At 71.2% G+C, this 19,736-nt stretch carries 15 protein-coding genes, 2 tRNA genes and 1 pseudogene; 12 read left to right on the plus strand and 6 right to left on the minus strand.

Annotated features, from left to right (window positions below):
• Positions 1-125: 125 nt before the first annotated feature.
• The 6 genes and pseudogenes from rsmG to rpmH form a co-directional block, all read right to left on the minus strand.
• Positions 126-857 (minus strand): annotated as a pseudogene (gene rsmG, locus ACFV4F_RS33985) (16S rRNA (guanine(527)-N(7))-methyltransferase RsmG); the annotation flags it as partial.
• 463 nt (positions 858-1,320) lie between these two features.
• Positions 1,321-1,851, minus strand: coding sequence for a R3H domain-containing nucleic acid-binding protein (locus ACFV4F_RS33990; protein ID WP_359964154.1), 531 nt, complete (start codon positions 1,849-1,851; stop codon positions 1,321-1,323).
• 67 nt (positions 1,852-1,918) lie between these two features.
• Entirely contained in the window at positions 1,919-3,076 is a 1,158-nt protein-coding gene (yidC, locus tag ACFV4F_RS33995) for a membrane protein insertase YidC (RefSeq protein WP_380441737.1), read from the minus strand.
• Positions 3,073-3,444, minus strand: a complete 372-nt coding sequence (gene yidD, locus ACFV4F_RS34000; RefSeq protein ID WP_380441739.1) for a membrane protein insertion efficiency factor YidD — start codon at positions 3,442-3,444, stop codon at positions 3,073-3,075. The genes yidC and yidD overlap by 4 nt, the downstream gene beginning before the upstream one ends.
• Positions 3,441-3,869: a ribonuclease P protein component gene (gene rnpA, locus ACFV4F_RS34005; protein WP_380441741.1), complete on the minus strand. Its 429-nt coding sequence runs from the start codon at positions 3,867-3,869 to the stop codon at positions 3,441-3,443. The genes yidD and rnpA overlap by 4 nt, the downstream gene beginning before the upstream one ends.
• Positions 3,870-3,887: 18 nt before the next feature.
• Complete coding sequence (gene rpmH, locus ACFV4F_RS34010; protein ID WP_030059672.1) at positions 3,888-4,025, minus strand: 50S ribosomal protein L34; 138 nt, start codon at positions 4,023-4,025, stop codon at positions 3,888-3,890.
• Between the two features lie 365 nt (positions 4,026-4,390).
• Here rpmH and dnaA point away from each other — a divergent pair, with 365 nt between their 5' ends.
• The 12 genes from dnaA to ACFV4F_RS34070 all read left to right on the plus strand — a co-directional run bounded on the left by dnaA (position 4,391) and on the right by ACFV4F_RS34070 (position 19,651).
• Positions 4,391-6,190 carry a chromosomal replication initiator protein DnaA gene (gene dnaA, locus ACFV4F_RS34015; RefSeq protein WP_380441743.1) on the plus strand — a complete coding sequence of 600 codons (1,800 nt, stop codon included), beginning with the start codon at positions 4,391-4,393 and terminating at the stop codon, positions 6,188-6,190.
• Positions 6,191-7,166: 976 nt separating this feature from the next.
• Entirely contained in the window at positions 7,167-8,297 is a 1,131-nt protein-coding gene (dnaN, locus tag ACFV4F_RS34020; protein ID WP_359964163.1) for a DNA polymerase III subunit beta, read from the plus strand.
• A 240-nt stretch (positions 8,298-8,537) separates the two neighbouring features.
• Positions 8,538-9,413 carry a phosphogluconate dehydrogenase (NAD(+)-dependent, decarboxylating) gene (gene gnd / locus ACFV4F_RS34025; RefSeq protein ID WP_380498764.1) on the plus strand — a complete coding sequence of 292 codons (876 nt, stop codon included), beginning with the start codon at positions 8,538-8,540 and terminating at the stop codon, positions 9,411-9,413.
• Between the two features lie 36 nt (positions 9,414-9,449).
• The gene (recF, locus tag ACFV4F_RS34030) at positions 9,450-10,583 is read left to right on the plus strand and encodes a DNA replication/repair protein RecF (protein WP_380441747.1); all 1,134 of its coding nucleotides are present in this window, start codon (positions 9,450-9,452) and stop codon (positions 10,581-10,583) included.
• A 211-nt stretch (positions 10,584-10,794) separates the two neighbouring features.
• Positions 10,795-11,334, plus strand: coding sequence for a DUF721 domain-containing protein (locus ACFV4F_RS34035; RefSeq protein ID WP_380441749.1), 540 nt, complete (start codon positions 10,795-10,797; stop codon positions 11,332-11,334).
• A 261-nt stretch (positions 11,335-11,595) separates the two neighbouring features.
• Complete coding sequence (gene gyrB / locus ACFV4F_RS34040; RefSeq protein ID WP_380441751.1) at positions 11,596-13,620, plus strand: DNA topoisomerase (ATP-hydrolyzing) subunit B; 2,025 nt, start codon at positions 11,596-11,598, stop codon at positions 13,618-13,620.
• Positions 13,621-13,751: 131 nt separating this feature from the next.
• Positions 13,752-16,289: a DNA gyrase subunit A gene (gene gyrA / locus ACFV4F_RS34045; protein WP_380441763.1), complete on the plus strand. Its 2,538-nt coding sequence runs from the start codon at positions 13,752-13,754 to the stop codon at positions 16,287-16,289.
• A 225-nt stretch (positions 16,290-16,514) separates the two neighbouring features.
• Complete coding sequence (locus tag ACFV4F_RS34050; RefSeq protein ID WP_380441753.1) at positions 16,515-17,165, plus strand: DUF3566 domain-containing protein; 651 nt, start codon at positions 16,515-16,517, stop codon at positions 17,163-17,165.
• A 251-nt stretch (positions 17,166-17,416) separates the two neighbouring features.
• The gene (locus ACFV4F_RS34055; protein ID WP_380508464.1) at positions 17,417-18,811 is read left to right on the plus strand and encodes a class I SAM-dependent methyltransferase; all 1,395 of its coding nucleotides are present in this window, start codon (positions 17,417-17,419) and stop codon (positions 18,809-18,811) included.
• 16 nt (positions 18,812-18,827) lie between these two features.
• Positions 18,828-18,904: transfer RNA gene (locus ACFV4F_RS34060), tRNA-Ile, on the plus strand.
• A 253-nt stretch (positions 18,905-19,157) separates the two neighbouring features.
• Positions 19,158-19,286 (plus strand): DLW-39 family protein, encoded by a 129-nt coding sequence (locus ACFV4F_RS34065; protein ID WP_014137031.1) that lies wholly within the window; start codon positions 19,158-19,160, stop codon positions 19,284-19,286.
• A gap of 292 nt (positions 19,287-19,578) precedes the next feature.
• Positions 19,579-19,651, plus strand: a tRNA-Ala gene (locus tag ACFV4F_RS34070).
• The last annotated feature ends 85 nt before the right edge of the window (positions 19,652-19,736 follow it).

Consider the following 19,736-nt stretch of genomic DNA (forward strand, 5'->3'; position numbering starts at 1 on the left):
TTTGGTTTGTTTTTTGTTCCCTCCCCCCTCTGTTTGTGGTTTGCACCCGTGTGGGTGGTGGTTGTGTTGGTTGGTGGGGCTCCCCCCCCCCCCCCGTCGTGGCGAGTGTCGAGCGTCACCCGGGGTCAGCGGCCCCGGCGGCGCCCGCCCCGGCCGCGCTCACCGGTGCGGGGGGCCGCGGTCCGGCCCGCCCGGGCCGCCTTGGCCCGCCGGGTCGCCGCCTTCACCCCGCCGGGGCTCTCCCCCGCCTTGACCTGGACCACCCGGGTCGAGGTCTCCAAGGTGCCCTCACCGACCGAGATGACGCTCCACTCGACCGCGCCGAGCTTGGTCAGCCCGGCCCGCGAGTCGGCCAGCTCCTGCTCGGCGCTGTCGCCCTTGAGCGCCAGCATCTGCCCGTGCGGGCGGAGCAGGGGCATGCCCCAGCCGGCCAGCCGGTCCAGCGGGGCCACCGCCCGGGCGGTCACCACGTCCACCGCGAGCTTGCCGACCATCTCCTCGGCCCGGCCGCGGAGCACGGTGACGTTCTCCAGGGCCAGCTCGCGGACGACCTCCTCCAGGAAGGTGGTCCGCCGCAGCAGCGGCTCCAGCAGCGTCACCGAGACGTCCGGACGGGCCAGCGCCACCGGGATGCCCGGCAGACCGGCGCCGGAGCCGACGTCGCACAGGGTGGTGCCGGCCGGCAGCAGCTCGGCGAGCACCGCGCAGTTCAGCACGTGCCGGTCCCAGAGCCGGGGCACCTCGCGCGGCCCGATCAGCCCGCGCTGGACGCCCGCGGTGGCCAGCAGCTCGGTGTAGCGGACCGCGGCGTCGAAGCGCTCGCCGAAGACCTCCCGGGCGGCGGCCGGGGGGGGGGGGGGGCCGGCCCCCCCCCGCGCGGGGGGGGCCCCCCCCCCCCCCCCCCCCCCCGGGGGCGCCCCCCCCCCCCCCCCGCCCCCCCCCGCGCGGGGGGGCCGCGGGGGGGCCCCCCCCCCGGGGGGGCGCGCCCGGGGGGGGCGCCCCCCCCGCCCCCCCCCGCGGGGGGGGGGGGGGCCCCCGGGCGGGCCCCCCCCGCGGCGGGCGGCGCGGCGCCCTCACCCTCAGCGGCCGGATTGACGGCACCCGCCCCCGGCTGGCCGTCAGCCGTGCTCTCCGTGTCCATCTCGACCTCTCCGATCCCCGGATCCACCGACCCGCTCTCCCGCACAGTTCCACGTGAAACATCTGTCGCCGGGCCACCGCCCCGCGAAGGGACGACGACCCCGCCCGCACGAGGCGGACGGGGTCGCGTCCTGTGAAGCGCACCGGTCGCCGGGGCGACCGGTCGTCGACCTGTCGGCCTCAGGCCGGCAGCACGACCACGCACCGCTGGGGCTCTTCGCCCTCGGACTCGCTGCGCAGACCCGCCGCGGCGACCGCGTCGTGGACCACCTTGCGCTCGAAGGGCGTCATCGGCCGCAGCTTGACCTGCTCGCCCGTGCGCTTGGCCTGCTCGGCCGCCTTGGCACCGAGCGCGGCCAGCTCCTCCCGCTTGCGGGCCCGGAAGCCGGCAATGTCCAGCATGAGGCGGCTGCGCTCACCGGTCTCCCGGTGGACGGCCAACCGGGTCAGCTCCTGCAGGGCCTCCAGCACCTCACCGTCCTGGCCGACCAGGCGCTGGATCGCCCGGTCGTTGCCGTCGCTGACGATGGAGACCAGGGCGCGGTCGCCCTCGACGTCCATGTCGATGTCACCGTCGAGGTCGGCGATGTCGAGCAGACCCTCCAGGTAGTCCGCCGCGATGTCGCCCTCCTGCTCCAGACGGGAGATGAGGCTCTCGTCGGCGCTGGCGGCGGCCTCGGCCTCGACGGCGGAGGTGGTGCCTTCCGTCACTGATGGACTCCTTCGGAGATGAGGCCCAGGTTGGGTGGGCCGGGAACGAAGCTCTGGACGAAGCCGGTCAGGACTTCTTCTTCGGCCGCTGGCCGCCGCGCTTCGGCTGCTGACGGGCGGTGCCGGGCTTGGCGCCGCCGGGTCGGGAGGTGCCGGGCTTGGCGGCGGCCGGCGTGGCGCTGCCGGCGTCGGCCGGAACGGCGTCCGCGGGCTCCTCCTCCGCCGGGGCGTCCTTGGTCAGGCTCGCGGTCTGGCCGCCGGTGTGCTGGCGCTGGGCCTTGGTCTGCTTGCGCGGCTGCTGGCGACGCGCCTGCACCGACTCCTCGACCGTCGCGGAGGCCTCGGCGGCCGCGGTGAGGGCCGCCTTCGACGGGGGCAGCATGCCCCACAGGGCACCCTTGATCTCCGAGCCGTCCGGGTTCAGGCGACCGGCCTTCTTGAGGCGCACCTGCCGCTCGTCCCAGGCCTTGCTGCCCGGAGTCGGGTTGTTGCGGATGACGATCAGCTGCTGGCCCATCGACCAGACGTTGGTGGTCAGCCAGTAGACCAGGACACCAACCGGGAAGTTGATGCCCATGACGGCGAACATGAGCGGGAAGACGTACATCAGCATCTTCTGCTGCTGCATGAACGGCGTCTTCACCGTGAGGTCGACGTTCTTGGTCATCAGCTGGCGCTGGGTGATGAACTGCGACGCCGACATCATGATGATCATCACCGCGGTGACGATCTTGACGCTGGTCTCACCGCTGCTGACGAAGGTCGCGGAGAGCGGGGCACCGAAGATGTGCGCCTTGCCGGCGCTCAGCAGCAGGTCGCCGTGGATGACGCCGATGTCGTGGCCCTTGGCCACGTTGGCGAGCACACCGTAGAGAGCGGTGAAGAACGGCGCCTGGACGATGATGGGAAGGCAGCTGGAGAACGGGTTGGTACCCGCATCCTTGTACAGCTTCATCATCTCTTCGGACTGGCGCTGCCGGTCGTTCTTGTAGCGCTCCTGGATGGCCTTCATCTTCGGCTGGATCGCCTGCATGGCCCGGGTCGCCTTGATCTGCTTCACGAAGAGCGGGATCAGGCAGATCCGGATGACGACCACCATCGAGGCGATGGACAGACCCCAGGCCCAGCCACCGTCCGGGTCGAAGACGTTGCTGTACAGCGTGTGGAACTGGACGATGATCCAGGACACCGCTGTGTACAAGGGGTTCAGGAAGGAGAAGGTCACCGGTCAGGCTCCTTGGACATGAGGATCGGCCGCTCGGGGCCAATGGTCGCCGGGCCCTCGGGGGCCGGACCGGCGGGGTTGGTGGCCACCGGCGCCCCGGTGGCGGACCGGCTGCTCAGCCGGTCTCGCAACCGGCGGTGCCACACCGGGTGCTTGCGCGGCGGGACGTGATCGACCCCGCCGGGGCTCCACGGATTGCAGCGCAGGATGCGCCAGACGGTCAGCCCGCCGCCCTTGACCGCCCCGTGCACCTTCACGGCCTCGAAGCCGTAGTGCGAACAGGAGGGGTAGTAGCGGCAGACCGGACCGAGCAGTGGGCTGATCGTCCACTGGTAGACCCTGATCAGACCCATCAGCAGGTACTTCATCGCCCTGCTCCCGTCGGCGCCATCGTGGCGGGCTCCGCCTTCAGCAACCGCTTGAGCGCCGCGTCCAGGTCGCGTTCGAGGTCCTGGTACGAGGCGGACGCGGCCTGGGGCAGCGCACGCACCACTATCAGGCTACCGGCGGGCAGCCTGGACAGACGATCACGTACGAGGTGGCGCAACCGGCGCTTGACCAGGTTGCGAACGACCGCCGGGCCAACGGCCTTGCTCACGACGAAACCCGCACGCGCCGAAGGAGTCCCCTCGGCGACGTGCGGGCGGGAGTCGCTGGTCCGGTCGGCCTGGCCCTTGGGGTCACCGTCTCTGCTGAGATGGACGACCAACAGGGGCCGGCCGGCCCGACGACCGCGTTTCACCGCGGTCGCGAAGTCCTGGCGCCGCCGCAGCCGATTCTCGGAGGGCAGCACAACAGACTCTGTCGTGGATCAGGCGGACAGACTGGCGCGGCCCTTGCCACGGCGGGCGGCCAGGATGGCGCGGCCGGCGCGGGTACGCATACGCAGCCGGAAGCCGTGGGTCTTCGCGCGACGACGGTTGTTCGGCTGGAAGGTGCGCTTGCTCACTCGGGGGCTCCTGAGGTGAATCGTAGGATGACGGGAAGTCGCTTGGCCGTCACCGTGCGTCCGCGTGATCTCCCCTGATTCGGAAATCCGGCCCGTTTCCCCAGTTCGGCTGGGGTTTGAGGCAATCCACGGCGCCCGTGCTGCGCGCCTTATGGAGCGGGTGGACCCGCGGACATGCGGCAGCGGCCATCGACAACTCGACCTGGTTACGGTACGCGGGACGGGGCACGAGGGTCAAACCAGCCGTCCCGGACGGCCCGGCTCGTCCGGTTTGCCCACAGCCTGTGGACAACGACTTGATCCGGCTCTGTTCGCTGACTACCGTTGCAGGACTTGTCTGGTTTGTTCTTGGAAAGCGTGCACCAGTGGCTGATGTCAACAGCGACCTCGTCCCGGTCTGGGCGAGGGTCGTCGAGCGGCTGGTCAACGACCCGGACGTCGGCGAGATGGACAAGCAGTGGGTGCAGCGCACCCAGCCGATGTGGATGATGCACGACACCGCCCTGCTGGCGACCCCGAACGAGCGGGCCAAGCAGGTGCTGGAGGGCCGGCTGCTGCCGCAGCTCACCGAGGCCCTCAGCCGTGAACTCAGCCGCCCGGTGCGCATCGCCGTGATGGTCGATGCCAACGCCGTCCCCACGACCCCCGCGCCGGCCCCCCACGCCCCCGTGGAGCCCTACCCGGGCCCCGTCCAGGACGACGGCTACGGCGGCCAGGGCTACCAGCAGCCGTACGAGCAGGACTACGACCGCCCCCGGTACGACACCGGCGGCTACGAGCAGCGCCCCGCGCCCTACGGCGGTCCGGCGGCGCCCCACTCCTGGTCCGGCTACCAGGACCACGACAGCCAGTACCACGACATCGAGGACGAGCCCGCGCCCCGTGCGGTGCAGCGCCCGATGCCCGGCCCGCCCGCGACCACCCAGGGCGACCTCTTCGGCGGCGCCTACGGCCCCGGCCCGAACGAGCAGCCCCGCACCACCGGCGGCCGCCGCTCGCCCGGCGCACGCCCCGGTGGCGGGCGCCCGTCCGACAAGCCCGCGCCGGAGCGCGCCCTCGAGCGCCCCGCGGTGCCGGGCGTGCCCGCGCCCCCCGGGGCTCCCCCGGCCGGCGGCTCGCGCAAGGACGAGCCGGCCGCCCGGCTGAACCCCAAGTACCTCTTCGACACCTTCGTCATCGGCGCGAGCAACCGCTTCGCGCACGCGGCGGCGGTCGCGGTCGCCGAGGCCCCGGCCAAGGCGTACAACCCGCTCTTCATCTACGGCGAGTCCGGACTGGGCAAGACCCACCTGCTGCACGCCATCGGGCACTACTCGCGCAGCCTCTTCCCGGGCACCCGCGTGCGGTACGTGTCCTCGGAGGAGTTCACCAACGAGTTCATCAACTCGATCCGGGACGGCAAGGCGGACACCTTCCGCAAGCGCTACCGGGACATGGACATCCTGCTCGTGGACGACGTGCAGTTCCTCGCGCAGAAGGAGTCCACGCAGGAGGAGTTCTTCCACACCTTCAACACCCTGCACAACGCGAACAAGCAGATCGTCCTCTCGTCGGACCGGCCGCCCAAGCTGCTGACCACGCTGGAGGACCGGCTGCGCAACCGCTTCGAGTGGGGTCTGATCACCGACGTCACCCCGCCGGAGCTGGAGACCCGGATCGCGATCCTCCGCAAGAAGGCGATCCAGGAGCAACTCAACGCCCCGGCCGACGTGTTGGAGTTCATCGCGTCCCGGATCACCCGCAACATCCGGGAGTTGGAGGGCGCCCTCATCCGGGTCACCGCCTTCGCCAACCTCAACCGGGCGCCGGTGGACCTGGAGCTGGCCGGCATCGTCCTCAAGGACCTGATCCCGGGCGGGGACGAGGACGCGGGCCCCGAGATCACCGCGCAGGTCATCATGCAGCAGACCGCGGCCTACTTCGGGCTGGGCGTGGACGACCTCTGCGGATCCTCGCGCAGCCGCGTGCTGGTGACCGCACGTCAGATCGCGATGTACCTGTGCCGGGAGCTCACCGACCTGTCGCTGCCGAAGATCGGCGCGCAGTTCGGCGGCCGCGACCACACCACGGTGATGCACGCGGACCGCAAGATCCGCTCGCTGATGGCGGAGCGGCGCTCGATCTACAACCAGGTCACCGAGCTCACCAACCGCATCAAGAGCTAGTACTCCCGGGGCCGTTGGGTCCGCCGCCGGCACTTCTGCGGAAGGCCGGCCGCGGCGCGACCTGCCGAGGGCGTCAGGGGCGATCCTGACGCCCTCTTGGCATATCCACAGGTGTGCATCACCCGAATGCGGGGCAGGGATGCCTCGACGGATGCTCCGCCAGTCCACAGTCGGCGTCGAACATCTGACCGGTGATTCGAAAACCGGCAGCGCAGGGGGCGCTCGTCCACAGGTGACGGGCTTTCTCCACCGTCCACAGGGCGCGACGCCCGAAGTTATCCAGAATTCCTCCACAGGCGGGCCGCCGCTACGCTCTTCCGCGCAGGTCAGGTGCCTGTGGACTTGTGCACAACCGTTATCCACAGGGTGTGGACAATTGACGGGCCACCAGTGGGCCGTTCGGGTTATCCACCGCTCGTCCCCAGGATCGGGGCGGTTATCCCCAGGTTGTCCACAGCGGCGTCCACAGTTCGACAACTTTGGGGTACCGTTCATGCCCTGGTGTGAAAGGCGTCACGAAAAGTTGACCGGGCCCCGTGGATAACCGGGCCCGGATCTGGGGACGGCGCTGGGGAAAACCTGTGGATACGTTCGGTGCCCTGTGGGTAACGCTCCGCCGTCCACAGCGGGCCCTGTCCGTCCACAGCCGCCATCCACACCCACTGTGGACAAAATTCGGGGGCTGACCTGCGGAAACGGGGTTATCCACGGTTTCCACAGGCCCTACTACTACCACTACACAGTTAGACCCATCGATGCGTTTCAAAGCAGGTGGGCCCGAAATCTGTGGACAACCGTCGCCCGACATCTGTTCGGGTTGCTTCCGCCCGTCTGCCCCGTCTGTCGGCGGAGTACGTCAGACTGTCCTCGGCAACTGGAAGCGGAGTGGCAGAGCTCGGCGGACAGCCAGACCGACGATCAAGATCAGACGAACCAGAGTGCGAGCGGGAGCGCTCGATCCAGGAGGCGGTTACCGGTGAAGTTCCGGGTGGAGCGTGACGTCCTCGCGGAGGCGGTGGCCTGGGCTGCCCGCAGCCTCCCGGCACGGCCGCCGGTGCCGGTGCTGGCCGGCCTGCTGCTGACGGCACAGGACGGCAGCCTGGCCCTGTCCGGCTTCGACTACGAGGTCTCGGCCCGGGTCGAGCTGGAGGCCGACATCGAGGAGGCCGGCACCGTCCTGGTCTCCGGTCGCCTGCTGAACGACATCTCGCGCAACCTCCCCAACAGGCCTGTGGAGATCTCCACCGACGGCCAGCGGGTCAGCGTGGTCTGCGGCAGCTCCCGGTTCACCCTCCCCACCCTCCCGGTGGACGAGTACCCGGCACTGCCCCAGATGCCCACCGCCACCGGCACCGTCTCGGGCGACGTCTTCGCCTCCGCGGTCAGCCAGGCCGCCGTGGCCGCCGGCCGTGACGACACCCTCCCGGTGCTGACCGGCGTCCGGGTCGAGATCGAGGGCGACCGGATCACCCTGGCCGCCACCGACCGCTACCGCTTCGCCGTGCGCGAGCTGCTGTGGAAGCCCGAGCAGTCGGACATCTCCGCCGTCGCGCTGGTCCCGGCCAAGACCCTGCAGGACATCGCCAAGTCCCTGGGCAGCGGCGACAACGTCTCGATCGCGCTGTCCTCGGGCGGCGCGGGCGAGGGCCTGATCGGTTTCGAGGGTGCCGGCCGCCGCACCACCACGCGGCTGCTGGAGGGCGAGTTCCCCAAGTTCCGCAGCCTCTTCCCGACCGAGTTCAGCGCCGTCGCCGCGATCCAGACCCAGCCGTTCCTGGAGGCGCTCAAGCGCGTCTCACTGGTCGCCGAGCGCAACACCCCGGTCCGGCTCAGCTTCGAGCAGGGCGTGCTGACCCTGGAGGCCGGCTCGGGCGACGACGCCCAGGCCACCGAGCGGGTCGACGCCGACCTGGAGGGCGACGACATCTCGATCGCCTTCAACCCGGGCTACCTGGAGGAGGGCCTCAAGGCCATCGACTCCGCCTACGCCCAGCTGAGCTTCACCACCCCGACCAAGCCCGCCCTCCTGAGCGGCAAGGCCTCGGTGGACGCCGAGGAGGACAAGGCGTACCAGTACCTGATCATGCCGGTCCGCCTCTCCGGCTGATGCTGGTGACCGGCATGATCCCGGGGGTGTGGGGGTCGTCCCCCACAGGACTCCGCATGCCGGTCCGCCTCTCCGGCTGACCTACACGAGCGATACCCACAGGCCGTACCCACAGCCTGTGGACGGCCTCCCCCGGTCGGCCCGGACCGGGGGAGGCCCTGTGCGTTCAGCGCGTAGGCTCAGGGAGTGTGCGGCAACGGCGCCGCCGGCAGGCACGTCACCACAGGTAAGGACTTGGTCATGGAGCTCGGCCTCATCGGTCTCGGCAAGATGGGCGGCAACATGCGCGAGCGGATCCGCCGCGCCGGCCACACCGTCATCGGCTACGACCGCAACCCGGACGTCTCCGACGTCGAGAGCCTGCAGGAACTCGTCACCAAGCTCCAGGGCCCGCGCGTGGTCTGGGTGATGGTCCCGGCCGGCGCCGCGACCCAGGCGACCGTGGACGAGCTCGCCGAGCTGCTGTCCCCCGGTGACGTCGTGGTCGACGGCGGCAACTCCCGCTGGACGGACGACATCAAGCACGCCGAGGCGCTGGCGGCCAAGGGCATCGGCTTCGTCGACTGCGGCGTCTCCGGCGGCGTCTGGGGCCTGGAGAACGGCTACGCCCTGATGTACGGCGGCGACGCCGAGCACGTCGCGCGGGTCCAGCCGGTCTTCGACGCGCTCAAGCCCGAGGGGGACTTCGGCTCGGTGCACGCGGGCGCCGTGGGCGCCGGCCACTTCGCCAAGATGGTCCACAACGGCATCGAGTACGCGATGATGCAGGCCTTCGCCGAGGGCTGGGAGCTGCTGGAGGCCGCCCCCGAGGTCACCGACGTGCGCGAGGTCTTCCGCAGCTGGCAGGAGGGCACCGTCATCCGCTCCTGGCTGCTGGACCTGGCCGTCCGCGCCCTGGACGACGACGAGCACCTGGAGAAGCTGCGCGGTTGGGCCGCCGACTCCGGCGAGGGCCGTTGGACCGTCGAGGCCGCGATCGACCACGCCGTGCCGCTGCCGGCGATCACCGCCTCGCTGTTCGCCCGCTTCGCCTCGCGCCAGGACGACTCGCCGCAGATGAAGATGATCGCCGCGCTGCGCAACCAGTTCGGTGGCCACGCGGTCGAGTCCAAGTAGCCCCTCCCCACCAGAAGGCGAGCGCAGTCCACAGCCATGCACGTCGCGCACCTGTCGCTCGCCGACTTCCGGTCGTACGCCCGGGCCGAGGTGCCCCTCGACCCGGGCGTGACGGCCTTCGTCGGTCCCAACGGCCAGGGCAAGACCAACCTGGTCGAGGCGATCGGCTACGTCGCCACCCTGGGCAGCCACCGGGTGGCGACCGACGCGCCGCTGATCCGGCTGGGCGCCGAGCGCGCGGTGATCCGCACCTCCGTGGTGGACCGCGGCCGCTCCACCCTGGTCGAACTGGAGCTCACCCCCGGCAAGGCGAATCGGGCCAGGATCAACCGCTCCGACAACGTCCGCCCGCGCGACGTGCTGGGCCTGTTGCGCACCGTGCTGTTCGCCCCCGAGGACCTCAGCCTGGTCAAGGGCGACCCCGGTGAGCGCCGCCGCTTCCTCGACGAGCTGCTGACCGCCCGCGCCCCCCGCCTGGCCGGCGTGCGGCAGGACTACGAACGGGTGCTCAAACAGCGCAACGCGCTGCTGAAGACCGCCGCGATGGCCCGCCGGGCCGGTGGCGGCAAGGGCGCCGACCTCTCCACCCTGGAGGTGTGGGACGGTCACCTCGCCCGAGCCGGAGCCGAGTTGACGGCCTTCCGGATCCAGCTGGTGGCGGCCCTGCAGCCGCTGGTGACGGCCGCGTACGGGCAACTGGCGCCCGGCGGCGGGGACACCGCGCTGGAGTACCGCAGTTCCTTCGAGGGCGAGTTGCCGGCCAGCCGCGAGCAGGCCGAGGAACAGCTCCTCCAGGCCCTGCAGGCGGTGCGCAGGCAGGAGGTCGAACGCGGGATCACCCTGGTCGGCCCGCACCGCGACGAGCTCGGGCTCAAGCTGGGCCCGCTGCCCGCCAAGGGCTACGCGAGCCACGGCGAGTCCTGGTCGTTCGCGCTCGCGCTGCGGCTGGCCTCGTACGAACTGCTGCGCGCCGACGGCGGTGAGCCGGTGCTGATCCTGGACGACGTCTTCGCCGAGCTCGACGCGGCCCGCCGGGACCGGCTGGCCGAGCTGGTGGCCGACGGCGAGCAGGTCCTGGTGACCGCCGCGGTCGCCGAGGACGTGCCGAAGGCGCTGGCCGGCGCCCGCTTCGCGGTGGCCGACGGCGCCGTGCGCCGCGTCGACGCCTGATCCTCCACGCGATCTCCCTCAGGCGATCTTTCTCAGGCGATCCCCCCACGGGCTTGCCGCGCGGGCACGGCTCCGCCGCGCGCCTGACTTTCACGATTCCTTCGTAGAGCCCCCCGGTCGCCCCCGCCGGTGGGCGGATCCCGACCGTCCCACCGCTCCCGTACGCTGGACCGCTCGACCGTTGTCCACAGGCTGGGGAAAGGAGATCGCCGTGAGCGAGTCCGCGGAGACCTCCCCGCAGCCCGGCGCCGACCGGCCGACCGGTGCCGACCTCGCCCGTTCGGCGCTGCGGGCGGCCCGGGCGCAGGCGCGTCAGCGCGGCGAGCAGGTCCAGCAGAAGCGCGAGGCGAAGCGGCACGGCCTGCGCAGCGGGGCCCGTTCGGACGGCCGCGACCCGGTGCCGCTGGGCGCGGCGCTGAACCGGCTGCTGACCGAGCGGGGCTGGGAGTCCTCGGCCGCGGTCGGCGGGGTGATGGGCCGGTGGCCGCAGATCGTCGGCCCGGACATCGCCGCGCACTGCCACCCGTCCTCCTACGACGACCAGGCCGCGGTGCTCACCGTGCAGTGCGACTCGACCGCCTGGGCCACCCAACTGCGCTGGCTGGCCCGGCAGTTGGTGGCCCGTCTGAACCACGAGCTGGGCCACGGCACGGTCCGCACCATCAAGGTGCTCGGTCCGGCCGCACCGGCCCGCGGCTACGGCCGGCTGCGCGCCCCGGGCAGCAAGGGACCGGGCGACACCTGGGGCTGATCGCGGGCGCGGGCCCGTCCTCGGAGGAGGGCGACCGGACCACGATCTTCCGGAACCCCTGACAGCCCTTCCAGGCGCTCTGGGCCCCCCGGTCGAGTATCGGGACATGTGCAGAGGGGATTCAGGGCGGCATATCTGCCCTCAAGGGCTGCCAAAGGCCCATCTCTGTCAGTCGTACCGGTAGACTGAGAGCCAAACACTGTTGCTAGTGGCAACCGAGTCGAAACGCCGTGGTCGCACGCCCGCCCACACGGGGTGGGGATGCGGCCCGCGCTGTGCCAGAGAGGGCGCTTCGTGGCCGATTCCGGCAACCCCAGCCAGACCCCAGACCAGACCGACCAGGCTTCCTACACCGGTAGCAACATCCAGGTGCTGGAAGGCCTCGACGCCGTCCGCAAGCGCCCCGGCATGTACATCGGCTCCACCGGTGAGCGCGGCCTGCACCACCTGGTGCAGGAGGTCGTGGACAACTCCGTCGACGAGGCGATGGCCGGGTACGCCGACACCATCGATGTCACGATCATGGCCGACGGCGCGATCCGCTGCGTCGACAACGGCCGCGGCATCCCGGTCGACATCGTCCCGGGCCAGGACAAGCCGGCCGTCGAGGTCGTGCTCACCGTCCTGCACGCCGGCGGCAAGTTCGGCGGCGGCGGCTACGCGGTCTCCGGCGGTCTGCACGGCGTCGGCGTCTCCGTGGTGAACGCGCTGTCCACCCGGCTGTCGGTGGAGATCCACAAGGACGGCCACCGCTGGACCCAGGACTACAAGATGGGCGCGCCGACCGCCCCCCTGGTCAAGGGCGAGACCACCGACAAGACCGGTACGACCGTCACCTTCTGGGCCGACCCGGACATCTTCGAGACCACCGTCTACTCCTTCGAGACGCTCTCCCGGCGCTTCCAGGAGATGGCGTTCCTCAACAAGGGCCTGTCGATCTCGCTGACCGACGAGCGCCCCGAGCACGTGGACGAGGAGGGCAAGCCGCTCACCGTCACGTACAAGTACGACGGCGGCATCGCCGACTTCGTCGCCCACCTCAACTCCCGCAAGGGCGAGGTCATCCACCCCTCGGTCATCGACTACGAGGCGGAGGACAAGGACAAGGCGATCTCGGTGGAGATCGCGATGCAGTGGAACACCTCCTACACCGAGGGCGTCTACAGCTTCGCGAACACCATCCACACCCACGGCGGCGGCACCCACGAGGAGGGCTTCCGCGCGGCGCTGACCGGCCTGGTCAACCGCTACGCGCGCGACAAGAAGCTGCTCCGCGAGAAGGACGACAACCTCTCCGGCGAGGACATCCGCGAGGGCCTGACCGCGATCATCTCGGTCAAGCTCGGCGAGCCGCAGTTCGAGGGCCAGACCAAGGACAAGCTCGGCAACACCGAGGCCAAGACCTTCGTCCAGAAGGTCGTCCACGAGCACCTGAACGACTGGCTGGACCGCAACCCCAACGAGGCCGCGGACATCATCCGCAAGTCCATCCAGGCCGCCACCGCGCGCGTCGCCGCCCGCAAGGCCCGCGACCTCACGCGCCGCAAGGGCCTGCTGGAGTCCGCCTCGCTGCCGGGCAAGCTGTCGGACTGCCAGTCCAAGGACCCCTCCGAGTGCGAGATCTTCATCGTCGAGGGTGACTCCGCCGGCGGCTCGGCCAAGCAGGGCCGCGACCCGCGCACCCAGGCCATCCTGCCGATCCGCGGCAAGATCCTGAACGTCGAGAAGGCCCGGATCGACAAGGTGCTGCAGAACACCGAGGTCCAGGCGCTGATCTCGGCCTTCGGCTGCGGCATCCAGGAGGACTACGACGAGTCCAAGCTCCGGTACCACAAGATCGTCCTGATGGCCGACGCCGACGTCGACGGTCAGCACATCCGCACCCTGCTGCTGACCCTGCTGTTCCGCTTCATGCGGCCGCTGGTCGAGTCCGGGTACGTCTACCTGGCCATGCCCCCGCTGTACAAGATCAAGTGGGGCAAGGACGACTTCGAGTACGCCTACTCCGACCGCGAGCGCGACGCGCTGATCGCGGCCGGCGTGGAGGCCGGGCGCCGGCTCCCCAAGGACGACGCGATCCAGCGCTTCAAGGGTCTCGGCGAGATGAACGCCGAGGAGCTCCGGGTCACCACCATGGACGCCGAGCACCGGCTGCTGCTCCAGGTCACCCTGGAGGACGCCGCCCGCGCCGACGAGCTGTTCTCCGTGCTGATGGGCGAGGACGTCGAGGCCCGCCGCTCCTTCATCCAGCGAAACGCCAAGGACGTCCGCTTCCTGGACGTGTGACGCCGCCCGACCGGCAGCCGCACGTACCAGTCCGCGTGAAAGGAAACTGACCACCAGTGGTCGACGACAACCGTCCCGACGGCGAACAGCCCGAGACCCCCGTACCCGCCGAGGCCACCGCCCAGGCGACCATGCGGATCGAGCCGGTCGAGCTCGAGACCGAGATGCAGCGCTCCTACCTCGACTACGCCATGAGCGTGATCGTCAGCCGGGCGCTCCCCGAGGTCCGCGACGGCCTCAAGCCGGTGCACCGCCGCGTGCTCTACGCGATGTACGACGGCGGGTACCGGCCCGAGAAGGGCTACTACAAGTGCGCCCGCGTCGTCGGCGACGTCATGGGCAACTACCACCCCCACGGCGACACCTCCATCTACGACACCGTGGTCCGCCTGGCCCAGCCGTGGTCGCTGCGGATGCCGCTGGTGGACGGCAACGGCAACTTCGGCTCCCCGGGCAACGACCCGGCCGCGGCCATGCGCTACACCGAGTGCAAGATGATGCCGCTGGCCATGGAGATGATGCGCGACATCGACGAGGAGACCGTCGACTTCGCCGCCAACTACGACGGCCGCTCGCAGGAGCCCACCGTCCTGCCCGCGCGCATCCCCAACCTGCTGGTCAACGGTGCCACCGGCATCGCGGTCGGCATGGCCACCAACATCCCGCCGCACAACCTCCGCGAGGTCGCCTCCGGCGCGCTCTGGGCGCTGGAGCACCCGGACGCCTCCAACGAGGAGCTGTTGGAGGCCCTGATCGAGCGGATCAAGGGCCCGGACTTCCCGACCGGCGCGCTGATCGTCGGCCACCGCGGGATCGACGACTACTTCCGCACCGGCCGCGGCTCGGTCACCATGCGGGCCGTCGTCGAGGTCGAGGAGATCCAGGGCCGCCAGTGCCTGGTGATCACCGAGCTGCCCTACCAGGTCAACCCGGACAACCTCGCGCTGAAGATCGCCGACCTGGTCAAGGACGGCAAGGTCGCCGGCATCGCCGACGTCCGCGACGAGTCCTCCTCGCGCACCGGAACCCGCCTGGTGGTCGTGCTCAAGCGCGACGCGGTCGCCAAGGTCGTGCTGAACAACCTGTACAAGCACACCGAGCTGCAGACCAACTTCGGCGCCAACATGCTGGCCCTGGTCGACGGCGTGCCGCGCACGCTGTCGCTCGACGCCTTCATCCGGCACTGGGTCAACCACCAGGTCGAGGTCATCGTCCGGCGCACCAGGTTCCGCCTGCGCAAGGCCGAGGAGCGCGCCCACATCCTGCGCGCGCTGCTCCGCGCGCTCGACGTGATCGACGAGGTCATCGCGCTGATCCGGGCCTCGGCCAGCGCCGACGCGGCCCGCACCGGCCTGATGGAGCTGCTGTCCATCGACGAGCTCCAGGCCAACGCGATCCTGGAGATGCAGCTGCGCCGCCTGGCCGCCCTGGAGCGCCAGCGGATCACCGACGAGCACGACGAGCTCCAGCGCAAGATCGACGAGTACAACGCGATCCTGGCCTCGCCGACCCGCCAGCGGGAGATCATCTCCGAGGAACTCACCGCGATCGTCGAGAAGTACGGCGACGAGCGGCGCTCGACCCTCATCCCGTCCGACGGCGACCTCTCCATCGAGGACCTCATCGCCGAGGAGGACATCGTCGTCACGATCACCCGTGGCGGCTACGTGAAGCGGACCCGCTCCGACCTCTACCGCTCGCAGAAGCGCGGCGGCAAGGGCGTGCGCGGTGCCCAGCTCAAGCAGGACGACATCGTCGACCACTTCTTCGTGACGACGACCCACAACTGGATCCTGTTCTTCACCAACAAGGGCCGGGTCTACCGCGCCAAGGGCTACGAGCTGCCGGACGCCGGGCGCGACGCCCGCGGCCAGCACGTGGCCAACCTGCTGGCCTTCCAGCCGGAGGAGCACATCACCCAGGTGATGGCCGTCCGCACCTACGAGGACAAGCCGTACCTGGTGCTCGCCACCCGGGCCGGCCTGGTCAAGAAGTCCGCGCTGAAGGACTACGACTCCCCGCGCTCCGGCGGCCTGATCGCGATCAACCTGCGCCAGGACGAGGCGGGCCGGGACGACGAGCTGATCGGCGCCGAGCTGGTCTCCTCCGAGGACGACCTGCTGCTGGTCTCCAAGAAGGCCCAGTCGATCCGCTTCACCGCGACCGACGACGCCCTGCGGCCCACCGGCCGCGCCACCTCGGGCGTCAAGGGCATGGCCTTCCGCGAGGACGACGAGCTGCTCTCGATGAACGTCGTCCGCCCGGGCACGTTCGTCTTCACCGCCACCGACGGCGGGTACGCCAAGCGCACGGCGGTGGACGAGTACCGTGTTCAGGGACGCGGCGGCTACGGCACCAAGGCGGCGAAGATCGTCGAGGGCCGGGGTTCGCTGGTCGGCGCGCTGGTGGTCGACGACACCGACGAGATCATGGCGATCACCCTGTCGGGTGGGGTGATCCGCACGAGGGTTTCCGAGGTTCGTGAAACCGGACGTGACACCATGGGCGTCCAACTGATCAACCTCGGAAAGCGCGACGCGGTCGTGGGCATGGCCCGCAACGCGGAGGCCGAGGACGAGGAGACGTCGGAGGACGAGGTCGAGGGCACCGAGTCCACCGAGATGGCCGAGGGTACGGAGACGGCCGCCGGCGGCGAAGCCGGCGTCTGACCGAACCGTTGGCCGGTGCCGTCGCGTCCTCAGTGAGGGGATGCGGCGGCACCGGCCGCCGACCAGTTCCGGGCAATCCCGCCGGGCGCTGGATGTCGAGTGACGAACAGGGCGGTTCCCCCGCCCTGGCGGGAAGTGCGGGAGGACCAGGTGAGTGGAGCCACGGGTGCTGCGGGAGGAGCCTCCGGCGGCCGTCCGGGCGCGCAGGGCGGGGGTGGGTACGGCGTGCCGCAGCCGCCGGCCGAACACCCGGCCGCGTCCACCTCGCTGATGCCACCGGTCGGCGCGGCGGGCCAGAGCGGTGCCACGTACGGCGGTCAGACGCCGGCCCCGGGCGCCCAGGGCGGGGCCGGCGGGTTCTCCCAGCCGACCACCTACGCCAAGGGGCAGCCGACCCCGGCCCGGGGCACCCGGACGGGGAACACCCCGCCCGGCGGCACGCCCGTCCCCGGGGCCGCGCGCCGACCCGGCACCGGAGCCCCGGCCGCCGGCCCGGGCCTGGGCCGCACGCGCAAGGCCCGTCTGCGGGTGACCAAGGTCGACCCGTGGTCCGTGATGAAGGTCAGCTTCCTGCTGTCGCTGGCGGTCGGGATCATCATCATCGTGGCCGCGGCCGTGCTGTGGATGACGCTGGACTCGCTCGGCGTCTTCGACTCGCTGTCCAAGACCCTGAAGGACGTCACGGGGTCGGACAGCAACGGCGGCATCAACATCATGGACTACATCGGCTTCGGCAAGGTGATGACCTTCACCTCGCTGATCGCCGTGGTGGACGTCGTGCTGCTGACCGCGCTGTCCACGCTCTCCGCGTTCATCTACAACGCCGCGGCCGGCTTCACCGGCGGCGTCGAGCTGACCCTCGCCGAGGAGGACTGACCCGGGCGGATCCTGATCCACGGTCAGAACTCCGTCCCCGGACGGAATGGACGGGCCCCGGAGGCTGTTTCAGCCTCCGGGGCCCGTCGGCATTTCGGGTGACAGCCGGCCGCCCGCGGCGTGCCGCCCGGATTCGGGCCGGCCGCGGTGGGATTTGCTGGATGCCGCCCGTTCCGCGTCAGGGAGTGCCGCAGGCCGCCCCCGGTCCGCCCGACCGGGTCGTGCAGGACGACTGGACGGAGGCGCGCTCGATGGCACAGCTCGCAGGTCAACTGGTCGAGGCCCTGGAAGGGCTGCTGGGGGTGCAGGTCCCGCTGCGGGTCCAGGCGTGGGACGGCAGCGTCGCCGGCCCGCCCGGCGCCCCCACCATCGTCCTGCGCAACCGCCGCGCGCTGCGCCGCCTGCTCTGGGCCCCCGGCGAGCTCGGCCTGGCCCGCGCCTACGTCTCGGGGGACCTCGACGTCGCCCCCGGCGGCGACCTCTACGAGGTGCTCGACGCCGTCGGCCGGTTCTCCGAGCTGCCGCGGATCCGCACCCTGGAGTTCGGCCCGGCCGACGTGGTCGGCCCGGAGGGCCGCCGGGCGCTCGCCGCCGTCCTGCGGGCCGGCGCGGTCGGCCCCCGGCCCACGCCGCCCCCCGAGGAGGCCCGGACGGCCCGGGGGCGGCTGCACAGCCGCGGCCGGGACCGCGCCGCCATCAGCCACCACTACGACGTCGGCAACGACTTCTACGGGCTCGTCCTGGGCTCCTCGATGGTCTACTCGTGCGCCTACTGGACGCCGGACTCGAAGAGCCTGGAGGACGCCCAGGCGGCCAAGCTCGACCTGATCTGCCGCAAGCTCGGCCTGCGGTCGGGGATGCGCCTGCTGGACGTCGGCTGCGGCTGGGGCTCGCTGCTGCTGCACGCGGTCCGGCACTACGGCGTCACGGCGGTCGGCGTCTCCATCTCGGCGGAGCAGGTCGCGCTGGCCCGCCGGCGGGTCGAGGAGGCCGGGCTGGCCGACCGGGTGGAGGTCCGGCTCCAGGACTACCGGGAGACCGCCGACGGCCCCTTCGACGCGATCTCCAGCGTCGGCATGGCCGAGCACGTCGGCGAGGAGCAGTACCGGGTGTACGCCGAGGGCCTTTACCGGCTGCTGGTGCCCGGTGGCCGGCTGCTCAACCACCAGATCGCGCGCCGCCCCGACCACCCCGGCGAGGAGCACCGCACCAGCCCGTTCATCGACCGCTACGTCTTCCCGGACGGCGAGCTCTCGCCGGTCGGTTCCACCGTGGCCCGGCTGGAGGAGGCCGGCTTCGAGGTCCGCGACGTCGAGTCGCTGCGCGAGCACTACGCGCTGACGCTGCGCGAATGGGTGGCCAACCTGGAGGCGCACTGGACGGAGGCGGTCCGGCTGGTCGGCCGCGGCCGGGCCAGGGTGTGGCGGCTGTACATGGCGGCCTCCGCGCTGGCCTTCGAGCAGAACCGGATCGGGATCAACCAGGTCCTCGCCGTCCGCAGCACCGAGGAGGGCGCGGCCGGCCTGCCGGCGACCCGGGAGGAGTGGCTGCTGCGGCGCTCCACCGGGGCGCCGCGGCTCGGCGCCGGGGTCCCTGCCGCGACCCCCGCCGGAACGGATTTGGGGGATCGGCGGTCGGTCCGCTAATCTTTCAGTGCGGCAAGGGCCTATAGCTCAGACGGTTAGAGCGCTTCCCTGATAAGGAAGAGGCCACAGGTTCAAGTCCTGTTAGGCCCACCACCGCGAAGGGCCCGGAGTGGATCACTCCGGGCCCTTCGGCGTTTCCCGGCGTCAATCCCGCGGTCCGGGCGCGGGGTTGGCGGCAGCGGTGGCTGGTCACGATTGGGACACCGGTGTGTATCATCGGCCGCAAGGGCAGTCTGGCACCCGGCGGCCCCGTAGGCGTTCGAAAAGAACTGGACTCGTCGGCCCGGTCACTCCGGCCGGAACTCGGCTCTTGAGTCCACTTATGCAAGAAGGACGAGGTCCCGCGGTGAAGAAGCTTCTCCTGGTCGCCCTGGTCGCCCTCGGCGGCTTCTTTGTCTACCGTCAGGTCCAGGCGGACCGCGCCGAGCAGGACCTGTGGACCGAGGCCACCGACCCGGTTCCGGCCGGTCGCTGACCTCCGGGCGATCTGACGATCGACGATCTTTGGGGGCGCTCCGCGCGCCTCCTCGGGTCGGGGGGCGCGGGGGCCGCCCCCGGGCGGCGGGGCCGCCGCGCGGGCGGTGGGGCTGGGGCGCTCCGGACTGGGGGCGGTGTGGTGTCGTTGTGGGGGTGGGCGCGGGGCCCCCGCGCGGGGGGCCCCCCCCCCCGCCCCCCCCGGGCGCCCCCCGATTCCCTCAGGGGGACGGCACCGGTAGGCCGCCGGAACCCGGTACGCTAGTGCCCGTCGGCACCGGCGGTGCCGTAGAGGGGCATTAGCTCAGTTGGTAGAGCGCTGCCTTTGCAAGGCAGATGTCAGGAGTTCGAGTCTCCTATGCTCCACAGTTCGCAGTACCAGCCGAGGGGGGCCTGGGCAGTAGACCCCGGCACAGCCGCCAGGGCGGAGCGGCAGCCTGGAGGGGAGCGC

The organism is Kitasatospora sp. NPDC059722, assembly GCF_042733235.1.
Classification (GTDB): domain Bacteria; phylum Actinomycetota; class Actinomycetes; order Streptomycetales; family Streptomycetaceae; genus Kitasatospora.